Raw genomic sequence first — 20,247 nt, 5'->3', positions numbered from 1 at the left:
GTCAGCGGTGGTCACGGTCGTACTGCTGTGCGCTGTCGTCGCCGGATGCCGCCCGCTCCGCCTCGCGCGCGCGCAGCTCGACGCGACGGATCTTGCCCGAGATCGTCTTGGGCAGCTCGGGCACGAACTCGATGATGCGCACCCACAGGTGTGATGAGAGTCGCTCCCGGGCGAACGCGAAGATCTGCGACGCGGCCTGGTGCTCGGCATCCGATTCGTCCGTCGCCTCGAGGAGCACGGCGGCGTCCGCTCGCAGGCACACATAAGCCTTCGGCACCGCGAGCCGTGTCGGGTCGGGGCTGGGCACCACGGCCGCCTCGACGACGAGGTCGTGCTCGAGCAGCACCGACTCGAGCTCGAACGGCGAGATCTTGTAGTCCGAGGCCTTGAAGACGTCGTCGGCCCGGCCGATGTAGGTGAGGTATCCGTCCTCGTCGCGCACGGCGATGTCGCCCGTGTGGTGGAAGCCGCCCGCACGCGCCTCCGCCGTCTTCTCAGGGTCGTCGTAGTAGCCGGCCATGAGCCCCAGCGGCGGGTCGGTCAGATCCAGCGCGAGCTCCCCCTCGCGCTCGGTCGGCATGCCGGTGACCGGGTCGAGGAGCACGACCGGATACCCGGGCAGCGGCCGGCCCATCGAACCGTCCTTCACCGTCTGACCGGGAGAGTTGCCGATGCACGCGGTCATCTCGGTCTGTCCGAAGCCGTCGCGGATCGTCGCACCCCATGCCTCGCGCACCCGGCTGATGACCTCGGGGTTCAGCGGCTCACCGGCGCCCACGAGCTCGCGGGGCGGGTGCGCGAGTCGCGACAGATCGGCCTGGATCAGCATCCGCCACACCGTCGGGGGAGCGCAGAAGGTCGACACGTGATGCACGTCCATCACCTGCATGAGCGTGTCTGCGTCGAAGCGGTCGTAGTTGTACACGAAGACGGTCGCCTCGGCGAGGAAGGGCGCGTAGAAGCTCGACCACGCGTGCTTGCCCCAACCCGGGGAGGAGATGTTCAGGTGCACGTCGTCGGGCTGCACACCCAGCCACCACATGGTCGACAGGTGACCGACCGGGTACGACACGTGCGTGTGCTGCACGAGCTTGGGCCGGCGGGTGGTGCCGCTGGTGAAGTAGAGCAGGGCCGTGTCGGATGCCGGGGTCGGCCCGTCGGGCTCGAAGGTCGACTCGGCGGCGGCGGAGTCGGCGAAGTCGTGCCATCCGTGCGGTGCCTCGCCGATGCCAATGCGGATCAGCGTGGTGCCCGCGTCGTCAGCGGCATCCGCCACCCGATCCGCGAGTCCGCCGCGCGCGACGACGGCGCGCGCCCGGCCGTGCGTGATGCGGTATGCGAGATCGGAGGCCGACAGCAGCGTCGAGGTGGGGATGGCGACCGCGCCGACCTTCGTGATCGCGAGCATGACCTCCCACAGCTCGAACGTGTTGTCGAGCATGACGATGAGGTGGTCGCCGCGCCGTATGCCCAGATCGCGCAGCCAGCACGCGACCTGATCCGAACGCGCCGCCAGTTCCGCGTAGGTCCACGAGCGCGTGGACAGGTCAGACGACACGATCTGCACGGCCGGGCGGTCGGGGGTCTGCGCCGCGATCACGTCGAACCACTCCAGCGCGAAGTTGAACTCGTCGAGCTGCGGCCACTCGAATCCCACTCGCGCTGCGTCATAGTCGTCGCGGTGCGCGAAGAGGAAGTCGCGCATCCGTCGGACGGCGTCGGTGGCTGCGGTGGCGGTGCGCGGCATAGGAAGCTCCTTCGCTCGGTCGGGCTCTTCCATGATGACGCGACTCGAGGCCGAGTCGCTGCACAAGTGCAGATGTCACCGGGCCGCAGACCGGGCCGGCTGACCGGTTCCACGTCCACTGGTCGCGGGGCTTCGCGAAGGTGGCGCGGCGTAGACTGGACGGGTCACCGATCTGAGGACCTTCATGCCTGCCGCCTCCCGCCCGCTCGTCGTGCGCCGCCCGTCCCCGGGGCGCTCGTTCACTCCGGGCACCGTGCAGCTGGGGCGCGCCCTGCTGGCCGCCGTGGCCGCGCTGATGATCACGTTCTCGCCCGATCACTCCGCCGCCGTCGGGCTGTCGGTGTTCGGCGGCTTCACGATCGTCACCTCGCTCGTGCTCATCCTCGGCGCGGTCGTCGCGCAGCCGTCCGGCCGACGGTGGCCCTTCGTCCTGACGGGCGCGATCTCGCTGGTGCTCGGCATGGCGGCGAGCGTGCCGGCATGGCGCTCGGACGTGTTGTTCTTCGTGCTCGTGATCACCTGGGCTGCGCTGACCGGACTCGTCGAGCTCATCGCCGGCATCCGCTCCCGGGGCACCGATGGGGCGCGCGATGCGATCACCGTCGGAGCGCTGGGCCTGCTGCTGGCTCTGCTGCTGCTGGTGATCCCGGTCGGATTCGTGCAGCAGTACGCGGTCGAGGGGCAGGCGTTCTCGCTGACCGGCATCATCCTCGGAGTCGGGATGTTCGGCGGCTACGCCGCCGTCGTGGCGGTGTTCCTCGGCATCGCGGGCCTCGCGCCGGCCGCGGAGAAGCACACCGGTGTGCCGACCCCGACCGAGGCAGAGAAGCACAACGAGACGGATGCCGGAGCCGACCGCCTGGCCGAGCGTGGAGGAGACGCATGACCGACCAGAAGCCGACGCGCAAGGAGATCCTGCGCCCTCTGCACCTCGTGGGCATCGCCCTGGGCGCCGGCATCTTCGCGACCGTCGTGACGCTCGTCTCGACCGGCGCGTTCACCGACCGCGTGAACATGTCGATCGCGAAGGGCACTTACGAGGGACTCACCCCCCTCGGCCTCGGGCTGGTGATCGGAGGCGCATCGTTCATCGTGACCCTGCTGGGCCTGGCGATGCTGATGCTCGCCGTCGATCCCGCCGATGTGACCAAGACCATCGACCGGCCGGTGCTTTACGACGACAAGCATCCGGCGCCTTCCGGGGACGACAGCGGCGGTGAGACCCCGCCCACCGGCGCCGCGCCGGCCCCCTGAGCGCACTCGCCGCGAACGTCGCTCAGCCCTCGGGCAGCGTCAGCTGCAGCAGCCGGTCGTCCTGCGGCCGCGGTGAACCCCGCCCGTCGGTGTTGTTCGTCAGCACCCAGAAGGTGCCCTCCGGACCGGCGATGACGTCGCGCAGACGCCCGAACTCCTTGGAGTAGACGGCTTGGGGATCGGCATCCGGATGCCGCGTGTCGAACAGCCAGACGCGCTGGCCGCGCAGGCCCGCGACGTACACCACGTCGTCGATGATCGCGATGCCGCTGGGACTCGCATCCGCCGGCGCCCAGACGGCGACGGGATCGATCGCGTCGCCGGAGCGTGCGATGCCTTCATGGTCGGGCCAGCCGTAGTCGCCGCCTGCCTCGATGCGATTCAGCTCGTCCCAGGTGTCCTGGCCGAACTCGCTCGCCCAGAGCCCTCCTCTGCTGTCCCAGGCCAGGCCCTGCACGTTGCGATGGCCCAGGCTGTACACGACCGTGCCGAACGGGTTGCCCGGAGCCGGATCGCCGAGCTCGGTCACGCGCAGGATCTTGCCGCCCAGGTAGCCCGGGTCCCTGGCCCGTTCGCGCTGACCCGCATCGCCCGTGCCGATGTACAGCATGCCGTCGGGGCCGAACGCGATGCGCCCGCCGTCGTGCGTCGACGCGCGCGGGATGCCGTCGACCACCGTCTGCACCCCATCGGTGTCGAGCAGGAGCGCGCCGGGAGCGCCGTTCAGCGGCATCCGCACCACGCGGTTGTCGTCTTCGGCGCCGTGGTACGCGTACAGCCATCGGATGCCGCCCGTCTCGTGAAGTGCGAGGCCGTGGAGTCCGGACTCCCCTCCCGCCACCACGCCGGGGACGGTGCCGATGGGGCGCTGAGTTCCCGATGCCGTCAGCTCGATCACCCGGCCGTCGCCGCGCTGCGAGATCAGCGCGCCGCCTCCGTCGAGCCGAACCACCGACCATGGCGCGGCGAGGCCGGTGACGAGCGCGACCGGTTCCGGGTTGGCGGTGCCGACCGGGGTGTCGCATCCGGTCAGCGCCAGCGCGCCGAGGGCGCCGAGCAGCACGAGGGCGATGATGCGGTGCATCGGGCGGCTCCTCTCGGCGGTCTCGGTGAGCGGGGAGCGGACGGGGACGGGTATCCAGCATCCGTCACTTCGCCTTCGGCATCCAGTGCGTTCTTCCGCGCTCTCGGGCCGTTCCGGCGATCTCGCACGCCGCGGTGGGGAATAGAACGCGAATGCCGGGGCTTGAGGCTGTCATGACCGTCTCCGTCGATCGTGCGTCCGTCGGCCTGCGATCCGAGCGCGGCCCCGTGCTCGGCGCCCTCATGCTGGCGACCGGACTCATCGCGATCGATACCACGATCCTCGCCACGGCGGTGCCGACCATCGTGCGGGACCTGGGCGGGTATCAGCTGTTCCCGTGGCTGTTCTCGGTGTACCTGCTCGCGCAGGCCGTCAGCGTGCCCATCTACTCGCGCTTCGCCGACACGATCGGGCGCAAGCCGATCATCCTGCTGGGGATCGGGCTGTTTCTTGCGGGCTCGGTGCTGTGCGGATTCGCGTGGAGCATGTTCACGCTGATCCTGTTCCGCATCGTGCAGGGCCTCGGGGCCGGAGCGGTGGGACCGATGGCGATGACCATCGTGGGCGACATCTACACCGTCGCCGAGCGTGCCAAGGTGCAGGGGTACATGGCGAGCGTGTGGGCGATCTCGTCGGTGGTCGGGCCGTCGCTGGGTGGCATCTTCGCGCAGCTCGACGCGTGGCGGTGGATCTTCTTCGTCAATGTGCCGCTGTGCCTGCTGGCGGGATGGATGCTGATCGGTCGGTATCGCGAGCAGGTCGAGGTGCACCGGCACCGCATCGACTACCTCGGCGCGACCCTGCTGACGCTCGGCTTGACGGGGATCATCCTCGGGCTGCTCGAGGGCGACACCGCGTGGGCCTGGCTGTCGTGGCAGAGCGCAGTGTGCTTCGGCGGCGGGGCGCTGCTGCTGGTGGCGTTCGCGCAGGTGGAGAAGCGCGCTGCGGAGCCGATCATCGACTTCGCGCTCATCACGCGACGGCTCATCCTCACCTCCACGTGCGTGGCGTTCGGGATCGGCGCGCTGACGATCGGCGTGACAAGCTTCGGACCGGCGTATCTGGAGGGGGCGGGGGGTGCCGTGCCGCTCATCTCGGGGCTGGCCGTGGCGGCCATGAGCATGGGCTGGCCGCTTGCCGCCGCGCTCGTGGGGCGGTTGTACCTGCGCATCGGTTTCCGCCGCACCGCGGTGATCGGGATGTCGATCACGACGACGGCAGCGGCAGCGCTCGCGCTGTGCGCCCGGTGGCCGAATCCGCTGATCTTCGCCGTGATCGCCTTCGTGCTGGGTTTCGGGCTCGGCTGGACGGCCGCGCCGACCCTGATCGGGGCGCAGGCGGCGGTCGGCTGGGGTGAGCGCGGCGCGGTGACCGGAATGAACGGCTTCGCGCGGTCTGCGGGCAGTGCGGTCGGCGTCGCGGTGCTCGGAGCGGTGTCGAACTCGTTGCTCTCGGCGGGTGGTGGTGAGGGTGACCCGGCGACGGTGATCTGGGCGTCGACCTGGGTGTTCGTGGGAGCTGCGCTGTTCGCGCTGCTGACCCTGATCGTGGCCGTGCTCATGCCGCGCGACGATCAGCCCGCCCCCGCCTGACGCGAAGAGGGGGGTCAACAAGTGCGGGATGAGGGGGCGCGCATGCGGCGTTTTTTGACCCCTCGTGACTAGCGGGCGAGGCGCTCGGCGATGCCGGTGTACGTCGCGGGCGTCAGCGCGAGCAGACGCTGCTTTGCGGCATCCCCGATCTCCAGGCCCGAGACGAACTCCGCCAGCTCGGCCGCGCCGACGCGATGACCGCGGGTGAGCTCCTTCAGCAGCGCGTACGGGTCGGTGATGCTCGAGCGCCCGGCGACCACCTCGGCGCGGATCACCGTCTGGATGGCCTCCGCGAGCACCTCCCAGTTGTGGTCGAGGTCGTCGAGCAGCACGTCGCGCGACAGCGAGATCTCGTTCAGTCCGCGGCGCAGATTGTCCAGCGCCAGCAGAGAGTGCCCGAACGCGACGCCGATGTTGCGCTGCGTGGTCGAGTCGGTCAGATCGCGCTGCAGGCGCGAGGTCACCAGGGTCTGCGACAGCGAGCCCAGCAGCGCCGCAGAGAGCTCGAGGTTGGCCTCGGCGTTCTCGAAGCGGATCGGGTTGATCTTGTGCGGCATCGTCGACGAACCCGTCGCCCCGGCGACGGGGATCTGCGCGAAGTAGCCGAGCGAGATGTACGTCCAGATGTCGGTCGCGAGGTTGTGCAGGATGCCGCCGGCGTGACGCACCCGGTCGTACAGCTCCACCTGCCAGTCGTGCGACTCGATCTGCGTCGTGAGCACATTGAAGTCGATGCCGAGGCCCTCGATGTACTCGCGGGCGAGCTCCGGCCAGTCCACCGACGGCTCGGCCGCCAGGTGCGCCGACCAGGTGCCGGTGGCGCCCGAGAACTTCGCCAGGTACTCCGAGCCCGCGATCTGCCCGCGCACCCGCTCGAGTCGCCACGCGAACACGGCGAGCTCCTTGCCCATGGTCGACGGCGTCGCCGGCTGGCCGTGCGTGCGCGAGAGCATCGCGGCATCCGCGTGCGCCTCGGCGAGCGAGCGCAGCTTGGCGATCACCGCGTCCAGCGCCGGCAGCCAGACGCCCTCCACCGCGCGCTTGACGGTCAGCGCGTACGAGGCGGAGTTGATGTCCTCACTCGTGCAGGCGAAGTGGGTCAGCTCGGCGATGGCATCCAGCCCCAGAGCCGAGAGCCGGTCGCGCACCAGGTACTCGACGGCCTTCACGTCGTGGCGGGTGACGGCCTCCTTCTCGGCGAGCCAGTCGATCTCCGCCTGCCCGAAGTCGCGGTACAGCGCACGAAGACGCTCTTTGTCGGCATCCGACAGCGGTGAGGTCTCGAACAGCGACCGGTCGGTGAGAGCGATCAGCCATTCCACCTCGACCTCGACGCGGGCGCGGTTCAGCCCCGCCTCCGAGAGGTAGTCGGCCAGCCCCGCGACAGCGGCCTGGTAGCGGCCGTCGAGAGGGCTCAGCGGCTGAGTCGGAAGCGAGGGCAGAGAAGTCAGGGCAGGTCCTCCTGCTCGGGGCCCCGCGGCACGCGGGACGGCGGATGGGATGCCCGCACAGCCGGCTCGAGCTGCGCGAAGAGGCCACGGGTGGCGCTCTCAATCATAGCCAGCACCGAATCGAACATCGCGGCGCCCGCGTAGTAGGGATCGGGCACATCCATGCTCGACGCGTGCGGATCGTACGCCCGCAGCAGCGTGACCTTGCCCTCGTCGTCGTCGCTGCGCGCCCAGGCGCGCAGGATGCGCTCGTGGGTGCGGTCGAGCGCGACGACGAGGTCGTTCTCGGCGAAGGATGCCGCGCTGAACTGCTTCGCGCGGTGCCGCGATCCGTCGTAGCCACGGCGCAGGAGTGCGTCGAGGGTGCGGTCGTCGGCGCGCTCGCCGACATGCCAATCGCCGGTGCCGGCGCTGCGCGAGGTCACGCGCGCGCCGAGGCCGCGCTGCTCCGAGAGCGTGCGCAACACCACTTCTGCCATGGGTGAGCGGCAGATGTTGCCCGTGCAGACGAAGATGACGCGGAAGGGATCCGGGTCGGTCATCGCTCCATTCTGCCCGCAACCCCGCTCCTCCCCAATCGTCGATTGCGAGAAGTTGTGCACACCCGTCGGGAAGAGCGGATGCCGGATGCCGCCGCGCGGTCAGGCTGGAGGGCATGCTCACCATCGCACCCGCACAGGCTCCGTCCGCCGCCGACCTGTGGGCGGTTCTCACTGCGCTGCGGCTGCTGGACGATGCGGCCGAGGACGCCGCGGCGGCGCGCATCGAGGCGGCGCGGCTCACCGACGAGACGCGGTGGCAGGCCGCGGGACCGCGCCGGCTGCGGCAGGCGCTCACGGAGTACACCGTGCACCTGGCACGCCTCGCGGATGAGCTCTGGTTTCAACGCGACCAGATCGCCCGGAATGCGCTCGGGTGAGCGACGACATCCGCATCACCTCCGGCGGGGCGATCGAGGCCGACCCGGCCGCGTTCCGGGCAGTCGGTGACCGGATGACGGCGCTGGCCGCGCGGGCCGGCGGCGCCGCCGACCTCCTCCGTCGCGCCCAGCACGCGCTGACGTGCGCGGACGACCCGGCCACGCAGCTGCGCGCCGGCGCCATCTCAGCTTCCGCAAGCGAACTCGAGCAGCTGGCGACAGCGCTCGCCGCGGATGCCGAGGGCACCCGCGTGATGGCGGACTGCTACGAGCTCGCCGATCTCCGCGCACGCCAGCAGATGCTCTCGGTGCACCGCCCCGCACAGGCACAGGCCCTGCAGCAGCGCATCGACGAGCTCGCCGCGTCATACGCGCCGCTCGACGGCATGGCCACCCAGCTCGTGGCGGGCTGGGCGAAGAGCGCTCAGCAGGGCCTGTTCGATCAGCCGGCGGACGTCGCCGTCGCCGCGGTCCTGGGCTGGAGCACCACCCTGCCCGCCCGGCACATGCTCGGCGTGATCCGCCGCAATCCGCTGAGCTTCGGTGTCATCCCCGAGGGAGAGCACCTGGCGGGCCCGATGCCGGAGGTGACCGTCACTCGACTCTCCGAGCGCCAGGTTCCAGAGGCAGCGCGCACGATGACCGAGACTCTCAGCCGCATCCCGCGCGGGGAGGCGCAGGTCGCGGTCGAGAGGCGCACCCACGCCGACGGCTCGTCGTCGTACGCCGTGTACATCGACGGCACGCGGGAGTTCCTCGAGAGGGAGGAGCCGTGGGATATGGCATCGAACTGGCAGCTGTACGCGCAGCGGGAGAAGTCCGCGTCGTATGCGGCGGTCATGCGCGCGCTCGAACTCGCCGGTGCGCAGCCCGGCGACCGCGTCGACGCGGTGGGCTTCTCGCAGGGCGGCGCGGTGGCCGGTCACGTCGCGATGAGCGGCGTCTACGACGTGCAGCTGGTCACCCTGGTGGGCACGCCCACCGTGCCCTCGCTCGCCTCGGATCAGACCCTGGTGCACCTCGTGCACACCGACGACCTGGTCGGCGCGGGACTCACCGGCGGCGGCCCGCCGGGCCGGACCGGGTCGGATGCGAGCTTCACCGTCTCGAGGGAGTTCGCCGACGGCGCGCGTCTGACATCCCTCGCCGCGCACTCGGTCGACGCCTATTCGCAGACCACTCGCCGGGCGGAGGCATCCGGCGACCCGCGCGTACAGGCGTACAACGCCAGGCTGGCGCGCGAGGCCGAGCAGGTCGTGACGGTGCAGCGCACCGAGTTCACCGCCCAGCGCGGCGCGAAACGGACGGAACGGTGAGCGGGATGAGTCGTCTCAGCGGCGCTTGCGCTTGGCCTGCGGGCGCAGGATCGCACCGAAGATCGCGTTGATGATCGAGATGAGGAAGGCGGCGACGACCCCCCACCAGAACGACTCGACCTCGAGCCCCCAGCTGAAGGCTCCGGTGATCCAGGCGGTGATCCACAGCAGCAGGCCGTTGATGACGAACGAGATGAGCCCGAGCGTGAGGATGTACAGCGGGAACGCGACGATCCGGATCACCGTGCCGATGATCGAGTTGACCAGCGCGAAGATCGCGCCCACCGCCAGCGGCGTCAGCACGACCTGCAGGTCGCCACCGGGAGCGAACGGCCGGATGCCGACCCCGAGAACCGGGATCAGCGTGACGACCCAGATGGCGAAGGCGTTGATGACGACGCGGATGAGGAATCGCATGTGCTGATCCTGTCACGCCGAGGGCGTGCGCGTTCGGGGTCAGCGGATGTGTGATCTGAAGATCTCAGCGATCTCCTGCAGCTCGAGTCGACTCTGCGACACGGCGAGAACCAGCTCGAAGGCCTCGTCGTTCGTGAACGTCACCTCGTACCCGTTGAGCTCGATGAAGATGAAGGAGAGGTACAGCGAGAGACGCTTGTTGCCATCGAAGAGCGAGTGATTCTGCGCGACCGAGCTGATGAGGGCGGCCGCCTTCTCCTCGAGCGTCGGGTACGCGTCGACCCCCAGCATCCCGGCCGCTGGCCGTGCCAGAGCAGAGAAGAGCAGTCCCTCATCTCGCACTCGCAGCCCCAGTGAGGCGACCAGAGCGAGCGCCTGTTCGGGCTCGATGTACTCCGTCACCGGCTACGCGTCTTCGAGGCGCTTCAGCACATCGGCGTACCGCTCGGTGATCCCATCGGCGATGCGGAGTACTCGATCGGTCTTCGACTCCGACTCTGCGAACCGCGCGGCTGCCTCGACGATGACCGCGTGCTTGGACGTGCGTCGGCGCGCTGCAAGTTCCTCGATCTTGGCATCGAGCTCAGCCGGGAGTCGCAGGTTCATCGCCATACCAGAATGGTACTACTGCCGGTGCCTCAGCGTGGGGCGGTATGCCGCTCGTAGACTGATGCCGTGACCGACCCGATCCTGCCCCGCATCCGTCCGGAGATCGCCGCCCTGCCGCCGTACCGGCAGGGCAAGCAGGCAGGTCCTGACGCGTTCAAGCTCTCCAGCAACGAGAACCCGTTCGAGCCCCTGCCCTCGGTCGCCGAGGCGCTGCAGCACATCACCCCGGTCAACCGCTATCCCGACGCGTCTGCCACCGCGCTGCGCGAACGACTCGCGCAGAAGCACGGCGTCGACCTGGACGCGGTGCACGTCGCCGCCGGATCGGTGTCGATCCTGCATCAGCTGGTGCTCGGCACGTCCTCGGTGGGCGATGAGGTCGTGTATGCGTGGCGCTCGTTCGAGGCGTACCCGAGCCTTCCGCTGGTCGCCGGCGCGACCGGTGTGCAGGTGCCCCTCGCGCCCGGCGCACGGCACGATCTCGACGCGATGGCGGATGCCGTCACCAAGCGCACCCGCGTGGTGATCGTCTGCACGCCGAACAACCCGACGGGACCGATCGTCACCGCCGCGGAATTCGCGGAGTTCGTCGCGCGCGTGCCGCAGGACGTGCTCATTATCCTCGACGAGGCCTACGCGGAGTTCGTCACCGCACCCGACGCCGTCGACGGGCTGGGCGAGCGGGTCTTCGAGCGGCATCCGAACGTCGTCGTCCTGCGTACCTTCTCCAAGGCGTACGGCCTGGCCGGCCTGCGCATCGGCTACGCCATCGGCCACCCGCGAGTGCTGGACGCCGCGCGCACCACCGGCATCCCCCTCTCCGTCACCAGCGCGGCTGAGCGCGCTGCGATCGCGAGCCTGGACGCGGAGCGCGAGCTGCGCGAGCGCGTCTCGATCATCGTCGAGCGCCGCACGCGCCTGCTCGGCAGCCTGCGGGCGCAGGGATGGGCGGTGCCCGACTCCCAGGCGAACTTCGTCTGGCTGCCCACTGGCGAGCGCACCGACGAGGCCGCCGCGGCCTTCGAGCATGACGATCTCATGGTGCGCCCGTTCGCGGGGGACGGCATCCGTATCTCCGTCGGCGAGGAGGAGTCCATCGACCGGGTCCTCGCGGTGGCGAAGTCGCTGCTCTGACACGAGAAGTCCAGATCCCGCGCATATAGTTGGGCCTCCTAACTATGCGCGAGCAGGCATGCCGTCGTGGGTAGCGTAGGTGCGGTGACCCCGATCGAAGCCCCTCTCGTTCGCGTCCTCGCCGCCGACGGCAGCTACGCCCCCTCCGCCGAGGCGGAGCGCTACCTGCCGCTCATCGACGCGCTGCCGGATGCCGAACTCGAGCAGTTCTACCGAGACATGGTCGTCATCCGCGCGATCGACACGCAGGCCACGAACCTGCAGCGCCAGGGCCAGCTCGCCCTCTGGCCGCCCAGCCGCGGGCAGGAGGCCGCGCAGGTCGGATCGGCGCGCGCCGCCCGGGCGCACGACACGCTCTTCCCCTCCTACCGCGAGCACGCCGTCACCCGCATCCGCGGCGTCGACCCGCTCGACATCATCAAGGTGATGCGCGGCACCTCGCACGGCGGCTGGAACCCCACCGACGCGAAGAACGGCGGCGCCCGCATCTACACGCTCGTGCTGGGATCCCAGGCGCTGCACGCCGCCGGCTACGCCATGGGCCTCGTCTTCGACGGCAAGACCGGTTCCGGCGACCCCGAGCGCGACCACGCGGTCATCGCCTACTACGGAGACGGCGCCTCCAGTCAGGGTGACGTGCACGAGGCGATGGTCTTCGCTGCGAGCTACGACGCCCCCGTGCTGTTCTTCCTGCAGAACAACCACTGGGCGATCTCGGTGCCCGTCCAGACGCAGTCCAAGGTGCCGCTCGTCGAGCGCGGCGCGGGGTACGGCATCCCCTCGGTCCGCATCGACGGCAACGACGTGCTCGCAAGTTACGCCGTCTCGCGCACTCTGCTCGATGAGGCACGTGCCGGGCACGGGCCGCGCGCGATCGAGGCGGTCACCTACCGTATGGGCGCGCACACCACGAGCGACGACCCCACCAAGTACCGCCACTCCGACGAGGAGCAGCTCTGGGGCGGCCGGGATCCGATCTCACGCATGCGCGCGTTCCTCGAGGGGCGCGGCGCGGCGGCATCCCTCTTCGACGACGTCGAAGCCGAGGCGGCAGCGGCGGCCGACGACCTGCGCGTCCGGGCCGTCGCGCTCACATCGCCCGAGCGCTCGCTCATCTTCGATCACGTGTACAGCGACCCGCATCCGCTGATGATCGAGCAGAAGGCGTGGCTGGACGACTACGAGGGCTCGTTCGAGGAGGGTGCGCGCTGATGACCATCGAGAACATGCCCATGTCGCGGGCGCTGAACGCCGGTCTGCGCAGGGCGATGGAGGACGACCCCCGCGTGCTGCTGATGGGCGAGGACATCGGCCGCCTGGGCGGTGTCTTCCGCATCACCGAGCACCTGCAGCGCGACTTCGGCGAGCGGCGGGTGCTCGACACCCCGCTTGCGGAGTCCGGGATCGTCGGCACGGCGATCGGACTCGCCATGGCCGGCTTCCGCCCGGTGTGCGAGATCCAGTTCGACGGCTTCGTGTTCCCCGCCTTCGACCAGATCACCTCCCAGCTGGCCAAGCTCACCAACCGGCACGAGGGCGCGTTGTCGATGCCGGTCGTCATCCGCATCCCGTACGGCGGGCACATCGGCGCCGTCGAGCACCACCAGGAGAGCCCGGAGGCGTACTTCACGCACACGCCGGGGCTGCGAGTGGTGTCGCCGTCGACGCCGAACGATGCGTACTGGATGATCCAGGAGGCCATCCGCTCCAACGACCCGGTGATCTTCCTCGAGCCGAAGAGCCGGTACTGGCAGAAGGGCGAGGTCGACCTCGCGGCATCCGCTCTGCCCGTGCACGCGTCGCGCGTCGTGCGCCGCGGCACCGACATCACCCTCGCCGGGCACGGCGCGATGGTGACGACGCTGCTGCAGGCGGCGGCGCTCGCCGAGGCCGAGGGCACCAGCTGCGAGGTGATCGACGTGCGCTCGCTGTCGCCGGTCGACTACGGGCCGATCCTCGAGTCGGTGCGCTCGACCGGCCGGCTGGTGTACGCGCAGGAGGCGCCGGGGTTCACCAGCCTCGGCAGCGAGATCGCCGCGACGGTGATGGAGCGCGCCTTCTACTCGCTGGAGGCGCCGGTGCTGCGCGTCTCGGGCTTCGACACCCCGTTCCCACCCGCCAAGCTTGAGGGCGTCTATCTGCCCGACGCCGACCGCATCCTCGAAGCGGTCGACCGCTCGCTCGCGTACTGACCCGCCGACACGCCTACTGACCCGCCGGAGGACGTCTCATGACCACCGAAACCTTCACCCTTCCCGACGTCGGGGAGGGCCTTACCGAAGCTGAACTCGTCGCCTGGAAGGTCGCGCCCGGTGACGCGGTGGCGATCAACGATGTCATCTGCGAGATCGAGACCGCCAAGTCGCTCGTCGAGCTACCCTCGCCGCATGCGGGTGTGGTCGGTGAGCTGCTGGTCGCCGAGGGAGTGACGGTGGAGGTCGGCGCGCCTATCATCACGTTCGTGTCGGAGGCCGAGGTGGCGGATGCCGGTGTCGCGGTGAATCCGAAGGATCCCGCGGCGCCGCCCGCGACAGACGAGGGCGGCGGGTCGGTGCTCGTCGGATACGGAACCGGGGGAGGGGCGTCGTCACGACGCCGCGCCCTTCGACACCCGCAGGGTCCCGGTGCGCCGGGGCCGGTGCGCGCGTCGGTCGGCGTGATCGCGAAGCCGCCGATCCGCAAGCTCGCGCGCGACCTGAACGTCGAGCTCACCGACGTCACCCCCACCGGCGCCGACGGGGAGGTGACGCGCGACGACGTCATCAAGCACGCCGAGCAGGCGAGCGTCTTCCGCAACATCGAGACTCCCGAATGGGGCGCCGTGCGGGAGGAGAAGCTGCCGGTCCCCGCGCAGCGGGAGGAAGGGCGCTCGGAATCGATTCCCGTGAAGGGGGTGCGCAAGGCGACATCCTCGGCGATGGTGCGCAGCGCATACTCGGCGCCGCACGTCACCGTGTGGAAAGAGGTCGATGCGACGCGCACGATGGAGCTCGTCAAGCGGCTCAAGGCCTCGCCCGACTACGCCGACATCCGCGTCTCCCCGCTGCTGATCATGGCCCGCGCGGTGATCTGGGCGGCGCGGCGCACACCGATGGTCAACGCCGCCTGGGCCGACACCGACACCGGCGCCGAGATCGTCGTGCGCCACTACGTCAACCTCGGCATCGCCGCGGCGACCCCGCGCGGTCTGCTGGTGCCGAACATCAAGGACGCGCAGGAACTCAGCATGAAGGACCTCGCCCGCGCCCTGAACCGCCTGACGCTCACCGCTCGCGAGGGCAAGACGAGCCCCGCCGACCAGCAGGGCGGCACCATCACGATCACGAACATCGGCGTCTTCGGCATGGACGCCGGTACCCCGATCATCAACCCCGGCGAGGCCGGCATCGTCGCGATGGGCACCATCGCCCAGAAGCCGTGGGTGGTCGACGGCGAGGTGCGCCCGCGCTGGGTCACCACGGTCAGCGGCTCGTTCGATCACCGCGTGATCGACGGCGACGGCATGAGCCGGTTCATCGCCGACGTGGCATCCGTGCTCGAGGAGCCCGCCCTCCTCGTCGAGTGACTCCCGTCGCCCGCCTCGCCGCCTCGCTCCGCGCCGTCTCGCCGCCTCGCTCCGCGCCGCCGACCCGCCCCTGCTCCGCGCCGTCTCGCCTCCTCGCTCCGCGCCGCCGACCCGCCCCTCGCTCCGGTGTGAGTTTCTGCCGCTTCCACGCCCGGGGAGCGGCACAAACTCATACCGGAGCGAGAAGCGGTTAAGCTTCGTCGACCTCGAAGCTCGGGATGCTGCTGGTCAGTCCGGCGGTCGCCATCTGCCGGACGTCTAGTCATCGTTCGCGGCGCGAGGAGTTCGAGATCTCCAGAAGGCGACGCTCATCGCCTTTGAGCCAGGTCGCGGCATTCGGCACACCCTGCTCGATGCGCGCCTCGTGGCGCGCCTGGCGCAACGCGTGCACGACGGCGAACCGGATGATCGCATAGACGACACACGCGATCGCGACGACCCAGAGGATCCATGTGCCGATCATCAGCAGAGCCATGATTTCCATCGTCATCCTCACCTCGTCTCTGACGATCAGAGCGCTTCGCGACAGCGTAGCGCCGTCGTGCAGAGGTACCTCCCCTGCCGAGCCACCCGACGCTAAACCAAACCCACTCCTCGCTCCGGTGTGAGTTTCTGCCGCTTCCACGCCCGGGGAGCGGCAGAAACTCATACCGGAGCGAGAAGCGGTTCTCGGGTCAGGCGCGGGCGAGGCGCCGCTCGGCCAGCAGCGGCACAGCCAGCGACCGGGCGGCGAGCCGCGCGGTGGTGATCGCGCCCAGCGAGACGACCTCGGCACCCAGGGGCGAGGCGAGCAGCTGGGGCGCCGGGAGATCGAGTTGGCCGGGCAGCGCCGTCCGCGCGGCCGCGAGAACAGGCTCGATGCTCTCGGCGATCGCACCGCAGATGATCACCCTGGCCGGGTCGTAGACGCTGCCGAACACGCCCACCACGCGCGCGAGGATCTCGCCGACGCGGGCGCTGACCAGCTCAGCGTCGGGGTCATGCGCGGCCGCGAGGTCGAGCACGGCCCGCGCGTCGACGCGTTCGCCGTCGAGAAGGTGCCCGACCGCACTCGTCGCGGCGATCTCGCCCCCCTCCACCGCGGCCCGGGCCTGATCCCGCAGCAGCGGCGCCAGGCCGAACGCCGACCCGACGCCGACGACATGGTCGAACGCGACGCCCTCGCCGACGCCGCCGTGCGCGCCGTGCAGGATGTTGCCGTCGATCACCACGCCCGCCCCGAAGCGCAGACCGGCGAGCAGCGCCACGTAGTCGCCGCATCCGACCGCCGCACCGTGCGCGCCCTCCGCGACAGCGGCGAGCATCGCGTCGTTCTTCACCTGCACCACCGGGGCCCATTCCGCGAGAGCGGTCGCGAGGCCGGGGTTGGTGCGCTCCCAGAAGCCCTCCGGATGCGGGGGTGAGACGCCATAACGATCGACGGGCGCCGCGACGCCGATGCAGAGTGCCAGCAGATCCGCGCGGTCGCGTCCGGCCTCGGTGAGGGCGTCGCCCAGGTGACGTTCGATGCTCGCGCGGCGCTCCGTGGGCGTGTCCGCGGGATCCACCTCGACACGGTGGTGCACGAGCGCGTCACCTCTGGCATCCGCAACACTCACGGCGAGGTGGGTGTCGCCGGCATCCATCCCGACGACCACCCCCAGATCGGGAGAGAGCGCGAAGCGCCGCGCCGGCCGACCGCCGCGGTAGCTGCCCGCCATGCGTGCGTTGGGCAGCTCCTGCAGCACGCGCGCGTCGACGAGCGTCGCGAGCGCCTCGATCGCGGTGGAGCGGGTGAGGGAGGTGGATGCCATCACATCGGTGGCTGTGAACTGCTCGGCGGTCCACGCGTAGTCGAGCACCGCGCCCACGCTCGCGCGGCCGGTTCCCAGATCGGCGGAGACTTCGCTCACCCTCTTGACCTTTCTTCGCCCCAGTGCGAGAGTACCTCTCAACGGAGTAAATTCGATGACTAGATTTACTATCCGCATCTTCAGATCGGAAGGACGACGGTGTCTGCGAAATCTGCACGCGCGCTGCGCTGGGCGGCGGGAGCCGCTGCGCTCGCCCTGATCGGATCGGGCCTGGCCGGCTGCTCGTCCGACGGCCGCGAGACCATCCGCTTCACATTCAGCAAACGCGAGGCGATCGAGTTCATGACGAAGCTCGTGGCCGACTACAACGCCTCGCAGGACGACGTGCGCGTCGAGATCGACACCTCCGGGGTCGACGTCGTCTCGGCCAGCTTCGTGCGCGGCAACCCGCCCGACATCATGCTGGCCAACTACAACTACGAGGTCGCCCGCTTCGTGCAGCGCTGCGCGCTGAGCGATCTCAGCAAGACCGACGCCGCTCAGCGGGTGCGCGAGGACCTGCAGCCGCTGATGGAGCAGTACGGTGCATGCGAGGGACGCACCAGCGCACTGCCGTACTCGGTGATGGCGGCGTCGGTCATCTACAACAAGCAGATCTTCGAGGAGCAGGGACTCGAGGTGCCGCGCACCTGGGACGAGCTGCTCGCGGTGTGCGATGCGCTGAAGGATGCCGGGATCACCCCGATCTACGGCACCTTCAAGGACGACTGGACGGTCGGGCAGGGCTGGTACGACTACTCGGTCGGCGGCTCGCTCGACGTGCTCGACTTCTTCGACGCGCTCGCGAAGGAGGGCGCCGACGTCGGTCCCGACTCCAAGGTCTCGTTCCAGAAGAACTTCGCCGAGCCGATGGACCGGATGCTGCAGCTCGCCGAGAACTACACCAACGACGATGCCCCCAGTCGCGGGTACGGAGACGGCAACCTCGCCTTCGCCAAGGGGGAGGCGGCGATGTACCTGCAGGGGCCCTGGGCTTTCACCGAGATCGCGAAGACCGACCCCGACCTCGATCTCGGCACGTTCCCACTGCCCATGACCGACGACCCCGACGACCTCGCGGTGCGGGTGAACATGGACCTCGCCGTGATGATCCCCGCCGAGTCCCAGCACCACGACGCCGCACGTGACTTCCTCGAGTACCTCTACGAGCCCGAGCACATCCAGGAGTACAACGCCTCGCAGCTCGGCTTCACCCCGACGAAGGACGCCCCGGCACCCGACGACCCGCGTATCGCCGGGATGATCGAGTACTACGACGACGGTGACATCTACCAGGGCCCGTCGGTGCTGGTGCCCAAGACCATCCCGGTCTTCAACTACGCGCAGGCCATGGTGCTCGGGGCCGATCCCGACCGCATCCTCGCCACCATGGACGCGGACTGGGCGCGCATCGCCTTCCGCGCCCCCGCACCCGGCAGCGAGACGAAGGAGTCCGCACAATGAGCACCTCGAACATCGTCCTCGGCGAAGGAGGGACGCGTAGGCGCAGCCGCCGGCGGGCCGAGCCGATCTACTACCTGTTCCTCGTGCCGACGCTGGTGCTGTTCTCGCTGGCGATCACCCTGCCGGGCATCATCGGCATCTTCTTCAGCTTCACCGACTCGATCGGCATCGGCGAGTGGAGCTTCAACGGACTGACGAACTACATCGCGATGTTCAGCGACCCGGCGATCCTGCAGAGCTATCTGTTCACGTTCGGGTTCTCGATCGCCACGGTCGTCGTGGTCAACGTGGTGGCGTTCCTGCTCGCGGTGGGGCTCACCTCCCGCATCCGCTTCAAGACCGGGCTGCGCACGATCTTCGTGATCCCCATGGTCATCTCCGGCATCATCATCGCGTACGTCTTCAACTTCCTGTTCTCGAACTCCCTCCCTGCGGCGGGGGCGGCGACCGGCATCTCGTGGCTGCAGACGAGCCTGCTCGCCAACCCTGACCTCGCGTGGGTCGCGATCGTGATCGTCACCGCCTGGCAGGCGATCCCGGGAACCATGCTGATCTACATCGCCGGGCTGCTGTCGGTGCCCGGCGAGGTGTACGAGGCCGCCGACATCGACGGTGCGAGCAAGACCCAGCAGCTCACCCGCATCACCGTGCCGCTGGTCGCCGGGTACGTGGTGATCAACGTCATCCTCGGCTTCAAGGGCTTCCTCAACGCCTACGACATCATCGTCGGTCTCACCAACGGCGGACCGGGCACCTCCACCCGCAGCGTCGCGATGACGATCATCGCGGGCTTCAACGGTGGCGACTACGCCTACCAGATGGCCAACGCGACGATCTTCTTCATCGTCGCGGTGCTCATCTCCCTCCTCCAGCTCTCGCTGACGCGCGGAAGGAATGCGCTCTGATGACCACGCAACCCGCTCTCACCTCGGCCACCCCGGGCGCGCTCACCGAGCGCACACCCACCCGCTCCACGCGCACCGGCTCCACGCGCACGGCGATGGAGCGGGTGAACTGGTCGGGGACCATCATCCTTTTGCTCTGCGCCGTCACGGTGCTGCTGCCGCTGTACGTGACGATCTCGATGGCGCTGAAGACCACCGGTCAAGCCGTCGACGGCAACGCCTTCTCGCTGCCCGCGCCGTTCAGCATCGACGGCTTCGTGCAGGCATGGAATCTCACGAAGTTCCCGGTCGGCGCGGCGATTTCGCTGTTCGTCACGGCGGGCACGGTGATCGCCACGATCCTGCTGGCGGCGTTCGCCTCCTATGCGATCGTGCGCAACTGGGATCGGCGCTTCTTCCGCTACTCGTTCTACTACCTGCTCGCGGCGATGTTCATCCCGTTCCCCGTCGTCGCCCTGCCGCAGATCCAGCTCACGGGCCGGGTCGGGCTCGACAACCCGGTCGGCGTCATCCTGCTGGCGACGATGTTCCAGCTCAGCTTCAGCGTGCTGCTGTTCACCGCGTTCCTGCGCTCGATCCCCCTCGAGCTCGAGGAGAGCGCCCGCATCGACGGCGCGACGACGTGGCAGACCTTCTGGCGACTGATCTTCCCCCTGCTCGCGCCGATGAGCGCCACGGTCGGCATCTTCGCGTTCCTGTACGCCTGGAACGACTTCATGATGCCATCGCTGATCATCTCTGACCCCGACCTGCAGACGCTGCCGGTTCGGCAGAACCTGTTCCAGAACCAGTTCAGCAACAACTACAACGTCGCCTTCGCCTCGTACCTCATGGCGATGGCGCCCGCGATCGTCGCCTACCTGTTCACGCAGCGCTGGGTGATGGAGGGCGTCACGCAGGGCGCCGTCAAGGGCTGACGCTTCGGCAGGCTCAGCAACCCGTCTGCCCCACCCGACCG

21 protein-coding genes are annotated in these 20,247 nt (G+C 69.4%); 12 read left to right on the top strand and 9 right to left on the bottom strand.

Going from position 1 to position 20,247, the window contains the following annotated elements; genetic code table 11:
• Position 1 precedes the first annotated feature (1 nt).
• Positions 2-1,747, bottom strand: coding sequence for an AMP-binding protein (locus tag WFG93_RS02155; RefSeq protein ID WP_336644669.1), 1,746 nt, complete (start codon positions 1,745-1,747; stop codon positions 2-4).
• A 184-nt stretch (positions 1,748-1,931) separates the two neighbouring features.
• On the opposite strand from WFG93_RS02155, the gene WFG93_RS02150 reads away from it, so the two are divergent.
• Together WFG93_RS02150 and WFG93_RS02145 are read left to right on the top strand one after the other, a co-directional pair.
• Positions 1,932-2,633, top strand: coding sequence for an acyl-CoA synthetase (locus WFG93_RS02150; RefSeq protein WP_336644668.1), 702 nt, complete (start codon positions 1,932-1,934; stop codon positions 2,631-2,633).
• A complete protein-coding gene (locus tag WFG93_RS02145; protein WP_336644667.1) occupies positions 2,630-3,001 on the top strand; it encodes a hypothetical protein in 372 nt (123 codons plus the stop codon). The genes WFG93_RS02150 and WFG93_RS02145 overlap by 4 nt, the downstream gene beginning before the upstream one ends.
• A gap of 22 nt (positions 3,002-3,023) precedes the next feature.
• Here the strand turns inward: WFG93_RS02145 and WFG93_RS02140 are convergent, their stop codons facing one another.
• Positions 3,024-4,085 (bottom strand): PQQ-dependent sugar dehydrogenase, encoded by a 1,062-nt coding sequence (locus WFG93_RS02140; RefSeq protein WP_336644666.1) that lies wholly within the window; start codon positions 4,083-4,085, stop codon positions 3,024-3,026.
• A gap of 173 nt (positions 4,086-4,258) precedes the next feature.
• On the opposite strand from WFG93_RS02140, the gene WFG93_RS02135 reads away from it, so the two are divergent.
• Positions 4,259-5,677 carry an MFS transporter gene (locus WFG93_RS02135; RefSeq protein WP_336644665.1) on the top strand — a complete coding sequence of 473 codons (1,419 nt, stop codon included), beginning with the start codon at positions 4,259-4,261 and terminating at the stop codon, positions 5,675-5,677.
• Positions 5,678-5,745: 68 nt separating this feature from the next.
• On the opposite strand, the gene purB is transcribed toward WFG93_RS02135, so the two are convergent.
• Together purB and WFG93_RS02125 are read right to left on the bottom strand one after the other, a co-directional pair.
• Complete coding sequence (purB, locus tag WFG93_RS02130) at positions 5,746-7,119, bottom strand: adenylosuccinate lyase (protein ID WP_336645048.1); 1,374 nt, start codon at positions 7,117-7,119, stop codon at positions 5,746-5,748.
• Between the two features lie 5 nt (positions 7,120-7,124).
• Positions 7,125-7,670, bottom strand: coding sequence for a low molecular weight protein-tyrosine-phosphatase (locus WFG93_RS02125; RefSeq protein WP_336644664.1), 546 nt, complete (start codon positions 7,668-7,670; stop codon positions 7,125-7,127).
• 113 nt (positions 7,671-7,783) lie between these two features.
• Here WFG93_RS02125 and WFG93_RS02120 point away from each other — a divergent pair, with 113 nt between their 5' ends.
• Positions 7,784-8,047 carry a hypothetical protein gene (locus tag WFG93_RS02120; protein WP_336644663.1) on the top strand — a complete coding sequence of 88 codons (264 nt, stop codon included), beginning with the start codon at positions 7,784-7,786 and terminating at the stop codon, positions 8,045-8,047.
• Positions 8,044-9,363 carry a hypothetical protein gene (locus tag WFG93_RS02115; protein ID WP_336644662.1) on the top strand — a complete coding sequence of 440 codons (1,320 nt, stop codon included), beginning with the start codon at positions 8,044-8,046 and terminating at the stop codon, positions 9,361-9,363. The genes WFG93_RS02120 and WFG93_RS02115 overlap by 4 nt, the downstream gene beginning before the upstream one ends.
• 15 nt (positions 9,364-9,378) lie before the next feature.
• On the opposite strand, the gene WFG93_RS02110 is transcribed toward WFG93_RS02115, so the two are convergent.
• From WFG93_RS02110 to WFG93_RS02100, 3 genes are read right to left on the bottom strand one after another with little or no spacing between them, the layout of a single operon-like run.
• Positions 9,379-9,780, bottom strand: coding sequence for a phage holin family protein (locus tag WFG93_RS02110; protein WP_336644661.1), 402 nt, complete (start codon positions 9,778-9,780; stop codon positions 9,379-9,381).
• A 39-nt stretch (positions 9,781-9,819) separates the two neighbouring features.
• The gene (locus WFG93_RS02105; RefSeq protein WP_336644660.1) at positions 9,820-10,182 is read right to left on the bottom strand and encodes a type II toxin-antitoxin system death-on-curing family toxin; all 363 of its coding nucleotides are present in this window, start codon (positions 10,180-10,182) and stop codon (positions 9,820-9,822) included.
• A 3-nt stretch (positions 10,183-10,185) separates the two neighbouring features.
• Complete coding sequence (locus tag WFG93_RS02100) at positions 10,186-10,392, bottom strand: ribbon-helix-helix protein, CopG family (protein ID WP_336644659.1); 207 nt, start codon at positions 10,390-10,392, stop codon at positions 10,186-10,188.
• Positions 10,393-10,455: 63 nt separating this feature from the next.
• Between WFG93_RS02100 and WFG93_RS02095 the strand changes: the two genes are divergently transcribed.
• The 4 genes from WFG93_RS02095 to WFG93_RS02080 all read left to right on the top strand — a co-directional run bounded on the left by WFG93_RS02095 (position 10,456) and on the right by WFG93_RS02080 (position 15,088).
• A complete protein-coding gene (locus WFG93_RS02095; protein WP_336644658.1) occupies positions 10,456-11,523 on the top strand; it encodes a histidinol-phosphate transaminase in 1,068 nt (355 codons plus the stop codon).
• Between the two features lie 84 nt (positions 11,524-11,607).
• Positions 11,608-12,735 carry a thiamine pyrophosphate-dependent enzyme gene (locus WFG93_RS02090; protein WP_336644657.1) on the top strand — a complete coding sequence of 376 codons (1,128 nt, stop codon included), beginning with the start codon at positions 11,608-11,610 and terminating at the stop codon, positions 12,733-12,735.
• A complete protein-coding gene (locus WFG93_RS02085) occupies positions 12,735-13,715 on the top strand; it encodes an alpha-ketoacid dehydrogenase subunit beta (protein WP_336644656.1) in 981 nt (326 codons plus the stop codon). Before WFG93_RS02090 ends, WFG93_RS02085 begins: the two co-directional genes overlap by 1 nt.
• 38 nt (positions 13,716-13,753) lie before the next feature.
• Positions 13,754-15,088, top strand: a complete 1,335-nt coding sequence (locus WFG93_RS02080; protein ID WP_336644655.1) for a dihydrolipoamide acetyltransferase family protein — start codon at positions 13,754-13,756, stop codon at positions 15,086-15,088.
• Positions 15,089-15,350: 262 nt separating this feature from the next.
• Here the strand turns inward: WFG93_RS02080 and WFG93_RS02075 are convergent, their stop codons facing one another.
• Together WFG93_RS02075 and WFG93_RS02070 are read right to left on the bottom strand one after the other, a co-directional pair.
• Positions 15,351-15,572, bottom strand: a complete 222-nt coding sequence (locus tag WFG93_RS02075; RefSeq protein ID WP_336644654.1) for a hypothetical protein — start codon at positions 15,570-15,572, stop codon at positions 15,351-15,353.
• 190 nt (positions 15,573-15,762) lie between these two features.
• Positions 15,763-16,980: an ROK family protein gene (locus tag WFG93_RS02070; RefSeq protein WP_336644653.1), complete on the bottom strand. Its 1,218-nt coding sequence runs from the start codon at positions 16,978-16,980 to the stop codon at positions 15,763-15,765.
• A gap of 99 nt (positions 16,981-17,079) precedes the next feature.
• Here WFG93_RS02070 and WFG93_RS02065 point away from each other — a divergent pair, with 99 nt between their 5' ends.
• From WFG93_RS02065 to WFG93_RS02055, 3 genes are read left to right on the top strand one after another with little or no spacing between them, the layout of a single operon-like run.
• Positions 17,080-18,384 (top strand): ABC transporter substrate-binding protein, encoded by a 1,305-nt coding sequence (locus tag WFG93_RS02065; RefSeq protein WP_336644652.1) that lies wholly within the window; start codon positions 17,080-17,082, stop codon positions 18,382-18,384.
• Positions 18,381-19,289 (top strand): carbohydrate ABC transporter permease, encoded by a 909-nt coding sequence (locus WFG93_RS02060; protein ID WP_336644651.1) that lies wholly within the window; start codon positions 18,381-18,383, stop codon positions 19,287-19,289. The genes WFG93_RS02065 and WFG93_RS02060 overlap by 4 nt, the downstream gene beginning before the upstream one ends.
• Positions 19,289-20,206: a carbohydrate ABC transporter permease gene (locus WFG93_RS02055; protein WP_442928220.1), complete on the top strand. Its 918-nt coding sequence runs from the start codon at positions 19,289-19,291 to the stop codon at positions 20,204-20,206. The genes WFG93_RS02060 and WFG93_RS02055 overlap by 1 nt, the downstream gene beginning before the upstream one ends.
• Positions 20,207-20,247 lie beyond the last annotated feature (41 nt).

Source organism: Microbacterium sp. USHLN186, assembly GCF_037145155.1.
Taxonomy (GTDB): domain Bacteria; phylum Actinomycetota; class Actinomycetes; order Actinomycetales; family Microbacteriaceae; genus Microbacterium.
The sequence above is the reverse complement of the archived record's forward strand: the minus strand, read 5'-3'. Positions and strand labels throughout refer to the sequence as shown.